Raw genomic sequence first — 15487 nt, forward strand, 5'->3', positions numbered from 1 at the left:
CTAACACATCAAACATCAATATGGGCGGTCTTCATAGCCCGTACCACCGGACGCAGCTCAACTCAGACCGGCAGATAGTGATCGTCGCAGGCGGTGTCAGCTGTCCAGCCGGATCGTTTTCGCACCACCGATGTGCGCGCTTCCCCACTCAACGCTCAGCTCCAACAGACCCATGTTGAGGTTCTCGGGGGCTCCCCACACGACCAAAGACGGAGCCCGAAAAGGAGAAGTCATGGGAAAGCTGGACGGTAAGATTGCAGTCATCACGGGTGGATCGAGCGGCATGGCGTTGGCGAGCGCAAGGCGCTTCGTCGAAGAAGGCGCGTATGTCTTCATCACGGGCCGGAGGCAGGAGGCACTCGACGAGGCCGTCAGGCTGATTGGCCGGAACGTAACCGGCATGCGCGGCGACGCTGCCGATCTGGACGACCTCGATCGCTTGTTCGACACGGTCAGGCGGGAAAAAGGCAGGATCGACGTCCTGTACGCAAGCGCTGGTACAGGCGAAGCCGTTCCGCTGGGCGAGATCACCGAGCGGCATTTCGATGCGGCCTTCGGCCTGAATACGCGCGGTACGCTGTTTACGGTCCAGAAGGCGCTCCCGCTGTTCAACGATGGCGGGTCGATCTTCATGACCGGGTCAGTCGCCTCGGTGAAAGGTTTTCCCGGCTACGGCGTATATGCGGCGAGCAAGGCGGCGTTGCGTTCCTTCGCACGCACCTGGCTCAACGAACTGAAGGGCAGGAATATCCGGGTGAACGTGTTGAGCCCGGGGCCGATCGCCACGCCGATGCAGGACCAAGTTCTGACCGAAGAAGCAAAGCGGATGTTCGAAACCCTGATCCCGCGGGGAAAGATGGGGCGTCCCGAGGAAATTGCGGCGGTCGCGGTGTTTCTTGCTTCTGACGATTCCAGCTTCGTGAACGGGGTGGAGCTGTCCGTCGACGGCGGGTTCTCGGCCATCTGACAGCGCGCCGGATCACGGGAAGCGACTGATCGGCGGAATGCCCGCGCAAAGGTCGCCACGCAGCGAGACGGATAGCCCGGCGCCACCGAAGGCCGGGAATCAACATCAACACGGATCGGAGAAGTATCATGAGCTATGCGATTGTAGGATTCGGTGCGGTAGGCCAGGCCCTCGCCCAGGCCTTCGCCCGCAAAAGCATCGAGGTGGCCGTCGCGAGCCGGCGGCCCCCCGAGGCGCTGGAGCCACAGGCTCGGGCGATTGGACCCACGGTCATCGCCAAGCCGCTGCGGGATGCCCTCGAGGCCGACACGATCATCCTGGCGGTCCCGTTCGGGGAGCATCGCGAGGTTGCCAAGGCCCTGCCGAGTTGGAAAGGCAAGACGATCATCGACGCAATGAACGCGTTGGTTTCCCCCGAGGAGCTGGACGGTCTCCCGTCCTCCGCCTTCGTAGCGAAGGCGTTCACCGGCGCCAGGCTCGTGAAAGCTCTCAATCACCTGGTTGCGGCCACCCTGGCTGCCGATCCGGTCGTCGAGGGCGGCCACCGGGTCGTCTTTCTGTCGAGCGACGACGAGGACGCGACCGCTTCCGTGGCGGCCTTGGCCAAACAACTCGGGTTCGCCCCCGTCAAGCTGGGAAAGCTCGACGAGGGCGGCGCGCTGGTGCATGCACGCGACCGCATTTGGGGCCAGCTCATCTTCCAGGACTTGTTCAAGAAGGAACCGTAGTCGAAGGCGTACGGCCGCTGTTCGAAGAATGGGACACGCCCGGCGGAGCGGCAGATCTACGGGGTGCAGTCTAACTGTCCTCTGCGATCCGCTATACCGCCGCCGTTTCCCCACTCCCCACTCCCCACTCGATTGTTTATGGGCACCATAACCAATTGATTCTATTAGATAAAAATCTCCGGACGGCGCACCGTCAGAAATGGTGCTATTGAAAATATTGGATTTTTTCGCCCAATAGTCAGAATCGCGGTTTCGCCATCATCTATCGACGAGCACGGGCGTTGTGCCGATCAGAGCACTGCTTCAACGCGTAGCGCCGAAAGTACGTCGCGGTACGCCGAAAACAACTCCGCCGCCGAATTGTACCGTCATCTGGACCGAGTGCCACGCTACATCACCTGGCCTGCGAGGAGCGATGATGACGAGCTATATTTTGCTCGTACTATCGTATCCCAAGCCGTCTCGGTTGGGAAAACCTCGCTCAAGAAATTGAGAAATGCCTTGACGTTAGGGCTCGCCCGGCGGCTTTCGGGCCATAATGCCGTGATCGTGGAGCGCGGCGCGATATAGTCCTGGAGAAGCGGGACAAGCTTCCCTCTCTCGACGTAACTTGCGGCGACGAAGTTGGGCGAAATTCCGATACCTCCCCCCGCGGCCAGGATCGCCGCGACTGCGTCGCTGACGTCTGTAATGATGGCTGCATCGGGCAAAATATCGAAGGTGCGATCGCCTTGCGCGAAAGACCAGCGCAGGGCCTGGCCTGAGCTTTGAAAACGGAAATTCACGCAATCATGGTCGTCGAGATCGCCAGGACTCTGCGGTATTCCGCGCCGCGCCAGATAATCTGGAGATGCGAACGCGCAGACATTGTGCGGAGCGAGTAATCGCGAGATCAGGCGCGAGTCGGAGAGATCTCCAACGCGGATAGCTACGTCGATGCCTTCCTCGATCAAATCGACGAAATGGTCGCCCAGCCTCAGATCGATCGAAAGCTTTGGATAGCGCGCCCGGAAGCGAGGCAAGGCTGGTGCCAAAATATGCACCCCGATAGGCAGGGGCGCAGTGACCTTCAGGACGCCGGCTGGCTCGGACCGGGCGGCGAGCGCGGCTTGCTCGATTGCTTCCGCCTCGCGCAGCAGACGAAGAGTACGTTCGTGAAGGTCCCGTCCTTCCGGCGTGAGGGTTAACGAGCGGGTCGTCCGGCTGAATAGGCGCACGCCGAGGTGACGTTCCAGGCGTTGCACGCTCTTACTGATCGCAGAGGGCGAGACGCCCAAAGCTCGCGCCGCCGCGGTGTAGCTGCCCACCGAGCCAGCACGTGCGAAGGCAATCAAACCAGTGAGACGGTCAAGATTGATTTGTTCCATGACGGAATAATCAAAGCGAATATGGCCCCGATTATCAAGTTGTACTCTTCTTCGTAGGGTCGCCTCAGCGGCGCTCGTTGCGCGCTCCAAACAAGGCGCCCTGCACATGAATGAAACACTCAAGGATCGCTCCGTCGTCATCTTCGGAGGCACCTCCGGCATCGGGCTGTCGACAGCCCAGCAAACCAAGGCTGCGGGTGCGACGGTGATCGTGATTGGCTTTGATGCCACCGGTGCCGAGCGGATTGCCGCCGAGAACGGCTTCGCCGGCTGGCGTGCCGCCGACGTGACCAAGCCCGAAACCATCGCAGCTGCACTCGCGGATATCGATTGCGTGGATCATCTAGTGCTCCTCGCCGGCACTTTCGTCGCCGGCACGATTCTGGAGGCTGATGTCGGGCATCTGAGGCGAGCGTTCGACGAGCGCATTTGGGCAGCGGTCCATGCACTTCGCGCACTGGGCGATCGGCTTGATGCCCATGGGTCGGTGACCTTCATCTCGGGTGCTCTGTCCGATCGTCCGACAGCTTACGGCACAGCGGTACTGGCTGCCGCTTCGGCGGCGATGGAGGCGCTTGGCCGCGGCTTGGCGCTGGAAATGGCGCCTCGTCGATTCAACACAATCTCGCCCGGCACGACGGATACGCCGCTGCTCGCCCGCACCCTCGGGGACGGTCGCCAAGCATATGTCGAAGCACTGAAGGAAAAGCTTCCCCTTCATCGGCTCGGCACGCCGCGCGAAGTCGGAGCCGCTGTCGTCTTTCTCATGAGCAATGGCTTCATGAATGGCGAGGTCCTGCACATCGACGGCGGTTCCCGCCTCGTCTGATCTTGGTCGAGGATTTGTTGTGCCCAACCTTTTCGATCCGATCCGGCTTGGAGCCATTACGGCGCCTAACCGCATCCTCATGGCGCCGATGACTCGCGCTCGAGGCACGCGCGAGCATATGCCGACACCGATTATGGCCGACTACTATGCCCAGCGCGCCTCGGCCGGGCTGATCATCAGCGAAGCTATCGGCATCTCGCGGGAAGGCCTTGGCTGGCCTTATGCAACCGGCTTGTGGAGTCGCGAACAGATCGCTGGCTGGCGTCATGTGACGGATGCCGTCCATGAGGCAGGCGGACGCATCATCGCGCAGCTATGGCACATGGGCCGCGTCGTTCACCCGACCTTCCTCGACGGCGCGCAGCCGGTCTCGGCTTCGGTCACGGCCGCCCCCGGTTATGCCCACACCTATGTCGGCAAGCTGCCCTATACGGCCGCGCGTAGCCTAAGCGCATACGAGATTCCCGGCATCGTCGCGGACTACGCCACCGCCGCCCGCAACGCGCGGAAGGCTGGCTTCGACGGCGTGCAGCTCCACGCATCCAATGGCTATCTGATCGACCAATTCCAGCGCGATAACTCCAACTTCCGCAGCGACGCCTATGGCGGATCGATCGCCAACCGGGTGCGCCTGCTCGCCGAGACGACGCAGGCTATTGCCGATGCCATCGGCGCCGACCGAACCGGCGTCCGTCTCTCTCCCAATGGCGAAACGCAAGGCGTGCGCGACAGCGAACCGCTGCCACTGTTTATCGCGGCGGCTGAGACACTCTCCGCGATCGGCATCGCACATCTTGAACTGCGCGAGCCGCCGCTCAATGGTACTTTCGGCGTCGGCTATCTCGATCCGCTCGCTCCGCAGATCCGACCTCATTTCCGCGGACCGCTCATCCTGAATTCGGACTTTGACGCGACACGCGGAAACGCTTCGATCGAGGCAGGTATCGGGGATGCAGTCGCCTTCGGACGCCCTTTCATCGCCAATCCCGATCTGCCCCCTAGATTGATGGAAAGGGCTCCCCTCTCGCCGGACGATCCTGGAACGTGGTTCACACAAGGACCAGAGGGCTATGTCGATTACCCTTTCATAGGAGACGTCGCTGAGGCGCGCGCTCTGCACGCTTGAACCGGGAATTTCGCAACCGACAGTCCGGAGCCACCGGTGGTACGAGACTGTCGCTCTCCCCCATACCAAGAGGTCATAACCAAATGACGATCGATGAGCCTGATTTTGACGCGCTGCTCGGCAGCAATCTCGCACGCGTTTTTAACGAACGCGATAGCGCCCAACGCGAAACGGCCGTTAGCGAACTGTTCGTTATGAATCCCATCATGTACGAGCCGGACAATGTCGTGGAGGGTCGCGCAGCAATCTCCGCCGTCGCGGGTGCTCTTCTGGAACAGTTTGGCCCCAACTTCCGCTTCACGCCTATCGGCAACGCGGTTGGGCACCACGGCATGGGCGTATTGCACTGGGAGGCCGGGCCCCAAGGCGGACCGGTTGCAGTGACCGGAGCTGATGTGGCCGAAGTCGTCGACGGGAGGATTTCGCGCCTCTGGGTATTGCTCAATAGAGCAAGCGGCTAGAGCGAGACCGGCATATGGCTAGGCAAATGTCGCGACATCAACCGCAAAGTTCTTACAGCCATCGGAAAGCACGATTTCCGGGGGCGCCTTAGCGAGCCCGTCATAGCACAGATGGGGGTCCGCAAACCTACCGCCCAAAACCAGCCGGAGACGAGGCTGGCTCTCTGTCAATTTACGCCCCCGGCTGTACCTGCGCCAGAGCCGCCGATTCCCTCACTCCCACTCGATTGTTTAAACAGCATCTAACCATTTGATTCTACTATCAAATTTTTTCTGCGCAGCGCAAAATACCGCCGCTGATATCGTCAAAATCTTACGCTTTTGATTTTGCATGGTTTTTTGGCTGAGAATTTTTTACGAGGTTTCAGCATCTATCGAGGTCGATCGCCTCTCAGGACCCATTTCGGCGACGCGGATGGCTCTCGCTGCGAACCAAGAAAGTACCGTCACGAACTCATAGCATAGTGCACTCTGCGACACGACCCGCGGCAGCAGCAGCGTCATCCCTACATCTGGCGACCAGACAATCACATCGCGCGGCCGTCCTCGGAAAGGCTCGCCTAGGAGGGCTAAGCCGTCGCGGAAAAGCGCATACTGATAAGGCTCGTCAGCGTCGGCTCTGGCAATGCGATCTCCCGCAGAAAGCGCAAAGCCCGTCGGCTCGAAAGTTGGAAGCCTCATCGTTGCAGGCAGACCCGCCCCTCTGTCACGGATGACATTGCTCAGCGCATTTAAGAATTCGCCTCCTGCCTTCTCCTCAATTGCGAACCAGCCGAAGTCAGACCCAAGGTGCCGTAATGGCGATGCAGAGCAGCTTGCGCTCTTTGACGAGGCGGTCCTTGACGCGGCGCACCAGCATCGCGACGTCCGCTCCTTGGCGGCCGCGATATGTATGCAATTCATCCAGCACCAAGAAATCCAAGCCGTACGCATTGGCGATGACGGCACGATCGAGCTCGTCCTGCCGACGGTCGGATGGCTTGTCTGAAGAGAACGCGCGGCGCCGCCGAGCGTGCCGGATCGCGCAATAGCAAGAAAGATTCTGACGTCACTCCATTCCATCGCGACCACCACACAAAACTGAACGCCGAGAGTACGGTTATGTCACTTAAAGAACAAATCTAAACACCTAGATTTCCGCCTGAACCAGCGATCACCGACCCACCCGGATTCCGGAACGGGAGACGTGCGCCTGTATCACAAAAAGGAACCCTGCCATGAAGACCATCACCGACGCGAAGACTCCGGACCGGGATTGGCTCAAGACCTACTATTATCTGCGCTTCGCGGTTTCCGCGATCTGGGTCGCGCTCGCTTTCACGGTCGCGAAGGCCATGCCGCCGCTGGCTGCGGTGATGCTCGTCACCTATCCCGCGTGGGATGCGCTGGCGAACTATCTCGACGCCAGCCGGAGTGGCGGCCTGACGAGGAACAAGATCCAGATGCTCAACTTCGTCGTCAGCGTCGTGACCGCCGTCGCCGTCGCCGCGACCTTGCCGCACGGCATGCATGCGGTCCTCCAGATCTTCGGCGTGTGGGCCGTCCTCTCCGGCCTGTTCCAGCTCCTCACCGGGGTACGGCGCTGGAAGTCCTATGGCGCGCAGTGGGCCATGATCCTGAGCGGCGCCCAGTCGGGGCTCGCCGGCGCGCACATGCTCAGCAAGGCCGCTGGCACGGCGCCGGTCAGCATCGCCGACATCGCGCCCTACGCCGCCTTCGGCGCCTTCTACTTCTTCATCTCGGCGGTCTCGCTGACCATCAGCGGCGCGCGCCGCCGCTCGAAGGCCGTCGCGGCCTGACGCGCGTCCCCGTCATCTCCGGCGCAGGACCTGCCTGCGCCGACCCATAAAAGGATTGAACCATAACTGTCGACGTTAAATACCGCACCGCCGCCACCGCGAACGGGGGCCGTGACGGCCGCACCCGTACCGAGGACGGGAAGCTCGACCTCCAGCTGTCCACGCCGAAGGAGCTCGGCGGCACGGGCGGCGAAGGGACCAACCCGGAACAGCTGTTCGCGTCGGGTTACGCCGCTTGCTTCCTCGGCGCCCTGAAGTTTGCCGCGCACCAACTCAAGCTCCAGGTGCCCACGGGTGCGGCGGTGACCGCGACCATGGGCATCGGTATGCGCGGCGAAGGCGGCTTCGGCCTAGAGGTAGAGCTCGCCGTGGCGCTGCCAGGCGTGGAGCACGACGACGCCCAGCGTCTGGTGAAGGCGGCTCACCAGACCTGTCCTTACTCCAACGCCACGCGAGGCAACGTCGACGTGCGCCTCAGCGTCATCTGACCTTGACGGGCCTGCCCAAGTGCAGGCCCGTTCCCCCCCGGGCGGCGCTTCGCGCCATAACCCACATCACGAGGTGACCTCAGCATGCGTGGCTTCGACGCTATCATCATCGGCGCCGGCCAGGCGGGTCCGGCGCTCGCCGGCCGGCTGAACGATGCCGGCCTATCGGTCGCCATCATCGAGCGCCATCATGTCGGCGGCACATGCGTCAACACCGGCTGCAGGCCGACCAAGACGCTTGTGGCGAGCGCCCATGCGATCCACACCGCGCGGCGCGGGTCGGACTACGGATTCAGCGTTGCCGGGGCGGTCGACGTCGACATGAAGGCAGTCGCAGCCCGGGCGGACAGGATCATCCGGGGTGGACGGGCTGACAACGAGAGCTGGCTGTTCGGCATGGCCCACGTCGAGCTCATCCGGGGGCATGCGCGCTTCGAGGGGCCCAATGTCGTCGCGGTAGAGGGCGAGCGGCTGACCGCACCGCGCATCTTCATCAACGTCGGCGGCAGGGCCATCGTGCCGGATATGCCCGGCGCGGATCAGGTCCCGATCCTCACCAACACCGATATCGTCGCACTCGACACGCTTCCCCGACATCTCGTGGTGATCGGCGGAAGCTACATCGGGCTGGAGTTCGCCCAGATGTATCGGCGCTTCGGTGCCGAGGTCACGATTGTGGAGCGGATGGACCGGCTCATCGCGCGGGAGGACCCCGACGTGTCGGATGCCGTCAGGCAGATCCTCGAGGCGGAGGGCGTCACGGTCCGGACGGGTGCGGACTGCATCGGCTTCGCCAGCAGCGGCGAGGATGTCGAGATGCGCGTGGATTGCGCCGAGGACGCGCAGCCGGTCGTCGCCAGTCACGTCCTGATGGCGGTCGGGCGGCGGCCAAACACCGACGACCTCGGGCTGGAGGCCGCCGGCGTGGCAGTGGATGCACGCGGGTACATCACCGTAGACGACAGGCTGGAGACCAGCGTCCCCGGCATCTGGGCGCTGGGCGACTGCAACGGTCGCGGCGCCTTCACGCACACCGCCTACAACGACTTCGAGATCGTCGCAGCGAACCTCCTGGACGGCGAGGACCGCCGGGTCAGCCAGCGTCTGTCGGGCTACGCGCTCTATATCGATCCTCCGCTCGCACGGGTGGGCATGACCGACGCCGAGGCGGCCAAGACCGGACGACGGCTGCTCCACTCGACGCGACCGATGTCCCGCGTCGGTCGCGCGGTGGAGAAGGGCGAGACTCAGGGGTTCATGAAGGTGGTGGCTGACGCCGACACCCGCCGCATCCTCGGCGCGGCGATACTGGGAACGAGTGGGGACGAGGCGATCCACGGCATTCTGGACATGATGAACGCCGACCAGCCGATCGAGACCCTGCGCTGGTCAGTTCCGATCCACCCGACGGTTTCGGAGCTCATCCCGACGCTGCTGCTTGATCTGACGCCTCAATGAACGCCATGCCGACAGGTCCCGCCACGCGGCTCTAGCGTGCCGTTTTCACATTAGGCCTTACATTGACGCTCGGCTGCTTGAGCCACATTTCGGCAGCGGTCGAGCAGGGATCCGGTCGGTCTGGAAGAAATCATCGACAGGGCGTGACCGTTCGCACCTCCTTAGCGAATAAGTCGAGATGAGACATTCTCTCCCCAGATCGAGGCTCCGCCTAGCACGTCTGACGTGCCTCGTCCCGGCCCTCTGCCTGATGGGTGCAGCCCCTCCGGAAGCGCGCATCTTGGTGACCCTACCGCCGGATGTGGAGAGCAGTGCGGGGGGGGCGGCGGCTGGTCTTCGTTGAACCGGCGACTGCCGCAAATGCCACTGCCAATGTGGTCGACTTAAGCGATCCGGAAGCGAAGGTCGCGCTGGCTGGTCGCGACCTCTCGAACTTCGGTCCCGATCGCCGTGCCACTATCGACACAAACGATGTTGCCTTCTCAACCGCGTTCGGCTCGCTGCCGCCTTGCGACTACCGTGTACAAGCGGTCCTCGATAGCAACGGCGACTATAACTACGCCGGCCGGGGCGCTGGCGCCATCGTCTCCAGGGCGGTGACTGTCCACCTCCCTTTCGAGTCGCCTCCACTGCTCGCGTTGGATCACACCATCGGGCCTGGCCCCAGATCAGTTCGATACGACCGGCTATCCGCCTGCCGCTATCGAGCAGATCGCAGCGTCGCGCGAACATCTGCCGAGCCGCACATCATGCGGTCGCGTTCACGAGATGGTCCGATACCGTCGAGATGAACGCGCGAAGACGCTTAAGACGCCGTAGGTCCCGATGGTATCCCATCCAGATGTCTCGCGTTGGCGGCGGCGTCGGCAGTTCCAGTCTGCGGATACCCGGGATCTGATTGCCGACCACGCGGGGCAGGACAGCGATGCCGACGCCTTGCCTGCACATACGCCCCTGGACGTTGCGGTTGTTCGATCGCAGGACCGGTCTCGCGTTGGGGAAACTCTCGATGAGCCACGCGATGTCAGGGAATTGGCCCGTGGATGTGTCATGGGTGATCAGCCGAAAACCGGTTCCATCGCCATATTTGGGATCAGCCGCCTCCTCGGCGATGTAGACGCCGTATTCGAGCCTGAAGAGCCGCCGCTGAACGATATCAGCCGTGTTGAACGGCACGATACGAAAAGCGACATCGGCCTCCCGTTGGGCAAGGTTGAACTGGCGTGTGCCGGTCAGGATCTCGACGTCGACATTGGGGTAGGCTTTCGAGAAATCCGCCAGGATTGGAGGGAGGACATAGGCCCCAAACCAGTCCGCTGACGAAATCCGCAGACTGCCTTTGAGAGTCTGCTCCTGCCCCGCAAGCCGGCGCTCCATGGCCAGCGCGCCTTCTTCCATTTGCTCGGCCAGCGCGACGATCCCGTGGCCCTCTTCGGTCAGAACCAGACCGTCCGCTGTGCGCTGGAAGAGCGTGTGACCGATCGCCTGCTCAAGTGCGCGCAGGCGCCTGCCGACGGTCGGATGGCTTGTCTGAAGAGAACGCGCGGCGCCGCCGAGGGTGCCGGATCGTGCAACAGCGAGAAAGATCCTGACGTCACTCCATTCCATCGCGACCACCCACACAAAACTGAACGCCGAGAATACATTTATGTCACTTAAAGAACAAATCTAAACACCTAGATTCCCACCATCGGCCCATCGGACCGTCTCTCGTGCATCACCTCATGTCATTCGGAAGGATCGGCAAATGTCTCTCAAGTCTCTTTATCTCGGTGCTGCGGCCCTTGCAGTGGTGTTCGGCGCGCCCTCCGCTTTCGCGCAGCCAGCCCAAAATGTGATTCTGGTCCATGGCGCGTTGGTCGATGGCAGCGGCTGGAGGGGCGTTTATGAGCGCCTGGTCGCCAAGGGCTTGAAAGTCACGGTCGTTCAGGAACCGAACACGTCGCTGGCGGATGACGTTCAGGCGGTTCGCCGCGCTATCGAGCAGCAAAATGGGCCGGTCGTCCTCGTTGGCCACAGCTATGGCGGTCAGATCATCACCGAAGCCGGCGTCGACCCGAAGGTTTCGGCACTTGTCTACGTCGCGGCCATCGTCCCGGATGTTGGCGAGGGCGTAGGCGATGTGTTCGAGAAGTGGCCGAGTCCGACCGCGGACGCGTTCAAGCCGACTTCTGACGGCTTCCTGCTGTTCGATCCCGCGAAGTTTCGGGCGGGATTCGCCGCTGACTTGCCTAAGGCCGAGACCGATTTCATGACCAACTCGCAGGTGCCGGTTTCGGCGAAGATCCTCGGAACCAAGACGCAGCACGCAGCCTGGAAGACCAAGCCGAGCTACGGCATCGTGGCCGGGCTGGACATGGCTCTCGGCGCCGAGGCGGAGCGGTCTATGTACAAGCGGGCAAGTGCGAAGGTCACCGAGGTGCCCGGTGCCAGCCATGCGATTTATATCTCGCATCCGCGCGAAGTCGCCGATGTCATCGCCGCAGCAGCGAGCAAATGAAGCCGATGCCCTGATGTTCAGCTCAGGGCTGCGGAAGTTTCGTGACCCATGCGCCGAAGCCGCCCCTGTGGCTTCGGCATCGCGACCGGCCAATGCATCGGCGCGGGTCTCGGTCTGACGATCGCAAATGAGGACTTCGATGATGATCACGATGCTGGTGACCTATGCGGGCGATGAGCAAACGCCGTTCGACCGCGATCATTGGATCAACATACATTTCCCGCTCGTGCGGGAAAGCTGGGAGCCTTATGGGCTGGTCAGCGCCGGTGGCTTTTTTCCGCAAGGTGATGGCGCCGGGCTAATCGCGGTTGGCGTCGTCAACTTCCGCGACGAGGCCGCCATGGAAGCGGCGCTCAATTCGCCGGAGACCGCTCAGGTCATGGCTGACGTCGACATCGTCACCGCCGTCAAACCGCGGCGCAGCATCGTGAAGCAGCTCTGAGCGGCGCATCGGGGCCTGTCGATCGCGGGGGCGCTGATCTCTCCGGGTCTGCGCCCTGCCATTGGAATTGAAAGCCTTGAGTTCCGGCAATCCACCTTCGCCAGCTTTAGCTGGTCCCCTGGCGCCGTCTGAAAACAACTTGGAGAAAAAGTCATGAAAACCTGGCTCATCACAGGCTGCTCAAGCGGCTTCGGCCAGCGGCTCGCGCTCGCTGCAGCAGAGCGCGGCGACCGGGTCATCGCGACGGCCCGCAATGTCGAGACGATCAAGGAAATGGCCGAGCCCTTCGGCGGCCGCATGATCACCTTGCCACTCGACGTGACCGACACGGCGGCGACCAAGGCAGCGGTCGCAAAGGCGGTCGAGACATTCGGCGGGTTCGACGTGCTCGTGAACAATGCGGGCTACGCACTGTTCGGCGCGATCGAGGAAGGCACGCCCCGAGAATATCGGCCGATGTTCGACGTGAACGTCTTCGGGCTGATCGAAACCACCAGAGCCGCCCTCCCCGTCCTGCGACGTTCGGGCGGGACGATCGTCAACATGTCCTCGGGTGCAGGCATCGAGGGCCGCGGCGGCGGAGGCTATTACCACGCCGCCAAGTTTGCCGTGGAAGGGATTTCCGAAGCGCTCGCCGGCGAGCTGAAGCCGTTCGGCATCCGCGTGCTGATCGTTGAGCCTGGACCGTTTCGCACCGATTTCCTCGGACGTTCGATCACGATGGCGGCCAACGAGATGCCGGAATACGCCGCGAGCTCGCGCAAGCCCTATCGCGAAACGAACGACGGCAATCAGGCAGGCGATCCCGACAAGGCGATCGCGGTGATCCTGCAGGCAGTCGATGCCGACGACGCCCCGCTTCATCTGCCGCTCGGCCCGATCGCGCATTCGATCGCTGAGCGAAAGCTGGCTGCCTTCCGCAGCGATATCGACGCCTGGCGCGACGTCACGATCGCCACCGATTTCGACCAGCCCTGAGCGCTGTACACGCGCTCTATCTGACACCTCCATCTGACTGGAAAGCGATAATGATCGCAGCTTTGAACGGGTTTACCCAGCAGCTGGTGCCGGTGAACGGCATCAAGATCAACGCCGTCACGGGAGGCTCAGGCCCGCCGATCCTTCTGCTTCACGGCTGGCCGGAAACATGGTGGGAATGGCACCACGTGATGCCGCCGCTGGCCGGGCATTTCAGCGTGGTGGCCATCGATCTGCGCGGCGCGGGTTTTTCCGACTGCCCTCTCGACGGCTATGACAAGGCGACGATGGCGCGCGACGCGCATGACGTAATGGTTGCCCTTGGGCATGAACGCTACGCCGTGTGCGGCCATGACATCGGCGGCATGGTCGCCATGGCACAGGCCGCCCTCCACCGGGAGGCTATCACCCACCTGGCGGTCCTCGACGTTCCGCTGCCCGGCTGGACCGGATGGGAGGCGACGATCGCACGGCTCTGGCACTTTGGCTTCCATGCGAACCGGGACCTGCCCGAGCGCCTGATCCATGGCCGTGAATATGACTATATCGCGGCCTTCATGGCGGAGCGGTTCTACGACCACGGCCGCTTCGATCCGACGGACGTCGAAATCTGTGCCAGGGCGATGGCGCTTCCCGGCCGTACGCGTGGCGGCATGGAATGGTATCGCACGCTCGCCGCCGATCATGCGGCCGCGCTCGAATATAAGAAGCAACCGCTCGAGATCCCGGTCCTCGGCCTGGGTGGCGATCAGCGCTTCGGAGCGCAGATGGTGCCGATGCTCAAGGAGTTCGCCACCCATGTGACGGGCGGCTCGATCGCCCGGTGCAGCCACTATGTCGCCGATGAGCGGCCGGAGGAAGTCGCAGCCGCCCTGATCGAGTTCCTCAAGACCAACTGAAACCCGCCGCCCGGGCCGTCGTGGGCCTCGCGGTGGATCGAATAAATAGCAAAGGAGACTGTCATGACCGCACCCGTAATTCGCGGCGTCAATCATATCGGCATCACGGTGCCGGACATCGAAGCCGCAAAATCGTTCCTGGTGGAAGCTTTCGGCGGCCAGGTGATCTATCAGTCCTTCGGGCCGCAGGATCCGCCGCGGCAGGGACCCGAATTCGAGCAGGCCACTGGTGCTTTCCCCGGAACGGTCGTGCGTGCGCAGGCGATGGTCAAAATCGGAACCGGACCTGACATCGAGCTCTTCGAAATGCACGGCCCCGAACAAGCACAGCCGGTTCGGGCGAGCGACTTCGGCATTACGCACTTCGGTGTCTACACCGACGACATCGACGCATCGGTAGAGCGCTTCGAAAAGGCTGGAGGCACGTCTCTTACAGCGCCGCGCGCTATTCCCTACGCAACCGAAAAAGGTCTTGGAAACAAGGTCTGCTATTGCCGCATGCCATGGGGCACGACGATTGAGTTCATCACCACGCCGGATCGCATGGCCTACCATGACCAGACGGATCTGCGCAGATGGCAGGACGATGACTGAGTAGGGCGCGAAGAAGAGACCCGCATCAGTTAAGTCGCGGCGATGCTGACGCTGTCGGACGGTTCGACGAGTGCGCAGCCGCGACGGCTGTCGCGACGGATCGACCGCGCCGGCCGTCAGCCCATCCGGGTGAGCCTGACCTTCGTCAGCGCCCGCCTCATGCCGCGATGCGCTGCGAGCGGCGAAGTTCGCACGACTTCAGGTGCGCGTGAACCGTCGAGAGTATCGGCGCGGGCAGCGAGAACGATGACGCCCACTCGATTGTTCAAATCTCATCCGAGGACTAAGCCGCGTACGCCGCTGGTCGCCTAGCATATAGCGAACTATCGACGACTATCGCTGGAGCAAGATCGCATATAACCCGCTAGTCTATCCTACCCTACTCCACAGTACGCCCCGGTCACTCCCACTCGATTGTTCGGGCTCACGTCAACCATATGAATTCATTGCAGAAAATATTTTTGCGTCCAAATACTACCGGCTCAGGACCCGTTAGAAACCTACGCTGCTGATATCGCTGAGGAATTTCCCCTGACATCCGCAAACCATCTATCGGCTACTATCGGCTCATTGCGCGCTGTCCCAGCTCTGCCGCCCAAATCCAGATTGAGGCGAAAAGTACCGTCGAAGTTGGCCGACTCGGCGCCTACGCGAGCAAGCGAAGGCTGACCTGCGTCCCAATTCTCCGACCACTGGAGGATAAAATGAGCGAGAGGCCAAGCCGCGTGCGCGTCCTAATCAGGATGACGACCATACAGACCCGCTTTCGAGCGGACCGCCTCGAGACCGAATGGGGGCCGTTCGCGGCCGTTGTCCAACCCCGCATAGACCCAGCGGCTGAGGCCCCAATC

17 protein-coding genes and 1 pseudogene are annotated in these 15487 nt (G+C 62.4%); 13 read left to right on the forward strand and 5 right to left on the reverse strand.

The window, feature by feature from the left end; genetic code table 11:
- The first annotated feature begins 232 nt into the window (after positions 1 to 232).
- Both ACTJKX_RS06365 and ACTJKX_RS06370 read left to right on the forward strand, forming a co-directional pair.
- A complete protein-coding gene (locus ACTJKX_RS06365; protein WP_440724728.1) occupies positions 233 to 967 on the forward strand; it encodes an SDR family NAD(P)-dependent oxidoreductase in 735 nt (244 codons plus the stop codon).
- Between the two features lie 128 nt (positions 968 to 1095).
- Positions 1096 to 1695 (forward strand): NADPH-dependent F420 reductase, encoded by a 600-nt coding sequence (locus ACTJKX_RS06370; RefSeq protein ID WP_440724729.1) that lies wholly within the window; start codon positions 1096 to 1098, stop codon positions 1693 to 1695.
- Between the two features lie 389 nt (positions 1696 to 2084).
- Here ACTJKX_RS06370 and ACTJKX_RS06375 read toward each other — a convergent pair whose 3' ends face one another.
- A complete protein-coding gene (locus ACTJKX_RS06375; protein WP_394309150.1) occupies positions 2085 to 3062 on the reverse strand; it encodes a LysR family transcriptional regulator in 978 nt (325 codons plus the stop codon).
- A gap of 106 nt (positions 3063 to 3168) precedes the next feature.
- Between ACTJKX_RS06375 and ACTJKX_RS06380 the strand changes: the two genes are divergently transcribed.
- The 3 genes from ACTJKX_RS06380 to ACTJKX_RS06390 all read left to right on the forward strand — a co-directional run bounded on the left by ACTJKX_RS06380 (position 3169) and on the right by ACTJKX_RS06390 (position 5478).
- A complete protein-coding gene (locus ACTJKX_RS06380) occupies positions 3169 to 3891 on the forward strand; it encodes an SDR family oxidoreductase (RefSeq protein ID WP_394309152.1) in 723 nt (240 codons plus the stop codon).
- 19 nt (positions 3892 to 3910) lie between these two features.
- Positions 3911 to 5017 carry an alkene reductase gene (locus tag ACTJKX_RS06385; RefSeq protein ID WP_440724868.1) on the forward strand — a complete coding sequence of 369 codons (1107 nt, stop codon included), beginning with the start codon at positions 3911 to 3913 and terminating at the stop codon, positions 5015 to 5017.
- Positions 5018 to 5100: 83 nt separating this feature from the next.
- Positions 5101 to 5478, forward strand: coding sequence for a nuclear transport factor 2 family protein (locus tag ACTJKX_RS06390; protein WP_394309154.1), 378 nt, complete (start codon positions 5101 to 5103; stop codon positions 5476 to 5478).
- Between the two features lie 778 nt (positions 5479 to 6256).
- Here ACTJKX_RS06390 and ACTJKX_RS06395 read toward each other — a convergent pair.
- Together ACTJKX_RS06395 and ACTJKX_RS06400 are read right to left on the reverse strand one after the other, a co-directional pair.
- On the reverse strand, positions 6257 to 6388 hold the full coding sequence (locus ACTJKX_RS06395) for a hypothetical protein (protein ID WP_440724875.1): 132 nt from the start codon (positions 6386 to 6388) through the stop codon (positions 6257 to 6259).
- Positions 6389 to 6438: 50 nt separating this feature from the next.
- Positions 6439 to 6540, reverse strand: a pseudogene (locus ACTJKX_RS06400) (LysR family transcriptional regulator); the annotation flags it as partial.
- Positions 6541 to 6695: 155 nt separating this feature from the next.
- Between ACTJKX_RS06400 and ACTJKX_RS06405 the strand changes: the two are divergent.
- The 3 genes from ACTJKX_RS06405 to ACTJKX_RS06415 all read left to right on the forward strand — a co-directional run bounded on the left by ACTJKX_RS06405 (position 6696) and on the right by ACTJKX_RS06415 (position 9223).
- A complete protein-coding gene (locus ACTJKX_RS06405; RefSeq protein ID WP_440724730.1) occupies positions 6696 to 7277 on the forward strand; it encodes a DUF308 domain-containing protein in 582 nt (193 codons plus the stop codon).
- 62 nt (positions 7278 to 7339) lie between these two features.
- Positions 7340 to 7765, forward strand: coding sequence for an organic hydroperoxide resistance protein (locus ACTJKX_RS06410; protein ID WP_440724869.1), 426 nt, complete (start codon positions 7340 to 7342; stop codon positions 7763 to 7765).
- A gap of 84 nt (positions 7766 to 7849) precedes the next feature.
- Positions 7850 to 9223, forward strand: a complete 1374-nt coding sequence (locus ACTJKX_RS06415) for an FAD-containing oxidoreductase (RefSeq protein ID WP_440724731.1) — start codon at positions 7850 to 7852, stop codon at positions 9221 to 9223.
- 747 nt (positions 9224 to 9970) lie between these two features.
- On the opposite strand, the gene ACTJKX_RS06420 is transcribed toward ACTJKX_RS06415, so the two are convergent.
- Complete coding sequence (locus ACTJKX_RS06420; protein WP_440724732.1) at positions 9971 to 10831, reverse strand: LysR family transcriptional regulator; 861 nt, start codon at positions 10829 to 10831, stop codon at positions 9971 to 9973.
- Positions 10832 to 10970: 139 nt separating this feature from the next.
- On the opposite strand from ACTJKX_RS06420, the gene ACTJKX_RS06425 reads away from it, so the two are divergent.
- From ACTJKX_RS06425 to ACTJKX_RS06445, 5 genes are all read left to right on the forward strand, one after another.
- Positions 10971 to 11723 carry an alpha/beta fold hydrolase gene (locus ACTJKX_RS06425; protein ID WP_440724733.1) on the forward strand — a complete coding sequence of 251 codons (753 nt, stop codon included), beginning with the start codon at positions 10971 to 10973 and terminating at the stop codon, positions 11721 to 11723.
- Between the two features lie 139 nt (positions 11724 to 11862).
- On the forward strand, positions 11863 to 12165 hold the full coding sequence (locus tag ACTJKX_RS06430; protein ID WP_440724734.1) for an EthD family reductase: 303 nt from the start codon (positions 11863 to 11865) through the stop codon (positions 12163 to 12165).
- 153 nt (positions 12166 to 12318) lie between these two features.
- Positions 12319 to 13143: an oxidoreductase gene (locus ACTJKX_RS06435; protein WP_440724735.1), complete on the forward strand. Its 825-nt coding sequence runs from the start codon at positions 12319 to 12321 to the stop codon at positions 13141 to 13143.
- A gap of 50 nt (positions 13144 to 13193) precedes the next feature.
- Positions 13194 to 14042: an alpha/beta fold hydrolase gene (locus ACTJKX_RS06440; RefSeq protein ID WP_440724736.1), complete on the forward strand. Its 849-nt coding sequence runs from the start codon at positions 13194 to 13196 to the stop codon at positions 14040 to 14042.
- Positions 14043 to 14105: 63 nt separating this feature from the next.
- Positions 14106 to 14636 carry a VOC family protein gene (locus ACTJKX_RS06445; protein ID WP_440724737.1) on the forward strand — a complete coding sequence of 177 codons (531 nt, stop codon included), beginning with the start codon at positions 14106 to 14108 and terminating at the stop codon, positions 14634 to 14636.
- Positions 14637 to 14752: 116 nt separating this feature from the next.
- On the opposite strand, the gene ACTJKX_RS06450 is transcribed toward ACTJKX_RS06445, so the two are convergent.
- Entirely contained in the window at positions 14753 to 14905 is a 153-nt protein-coding gene (locus ACTJKX_RS06450) for a hypothetical protein (protein WP_440724738.1), read from the reverse strand.
- Between the last annotated feature and the right edge of the window lie 582 nt (positions 14906 to 15487).

Source organism: Labrys sp. 22185, from assembly GCF_052045555.1.
Lineage (GTDB): Bacteria > Pseudomonadota > Alphaproteobacteria > Rhizobiales > Labraceae > Labrys > Labrys neptuniae.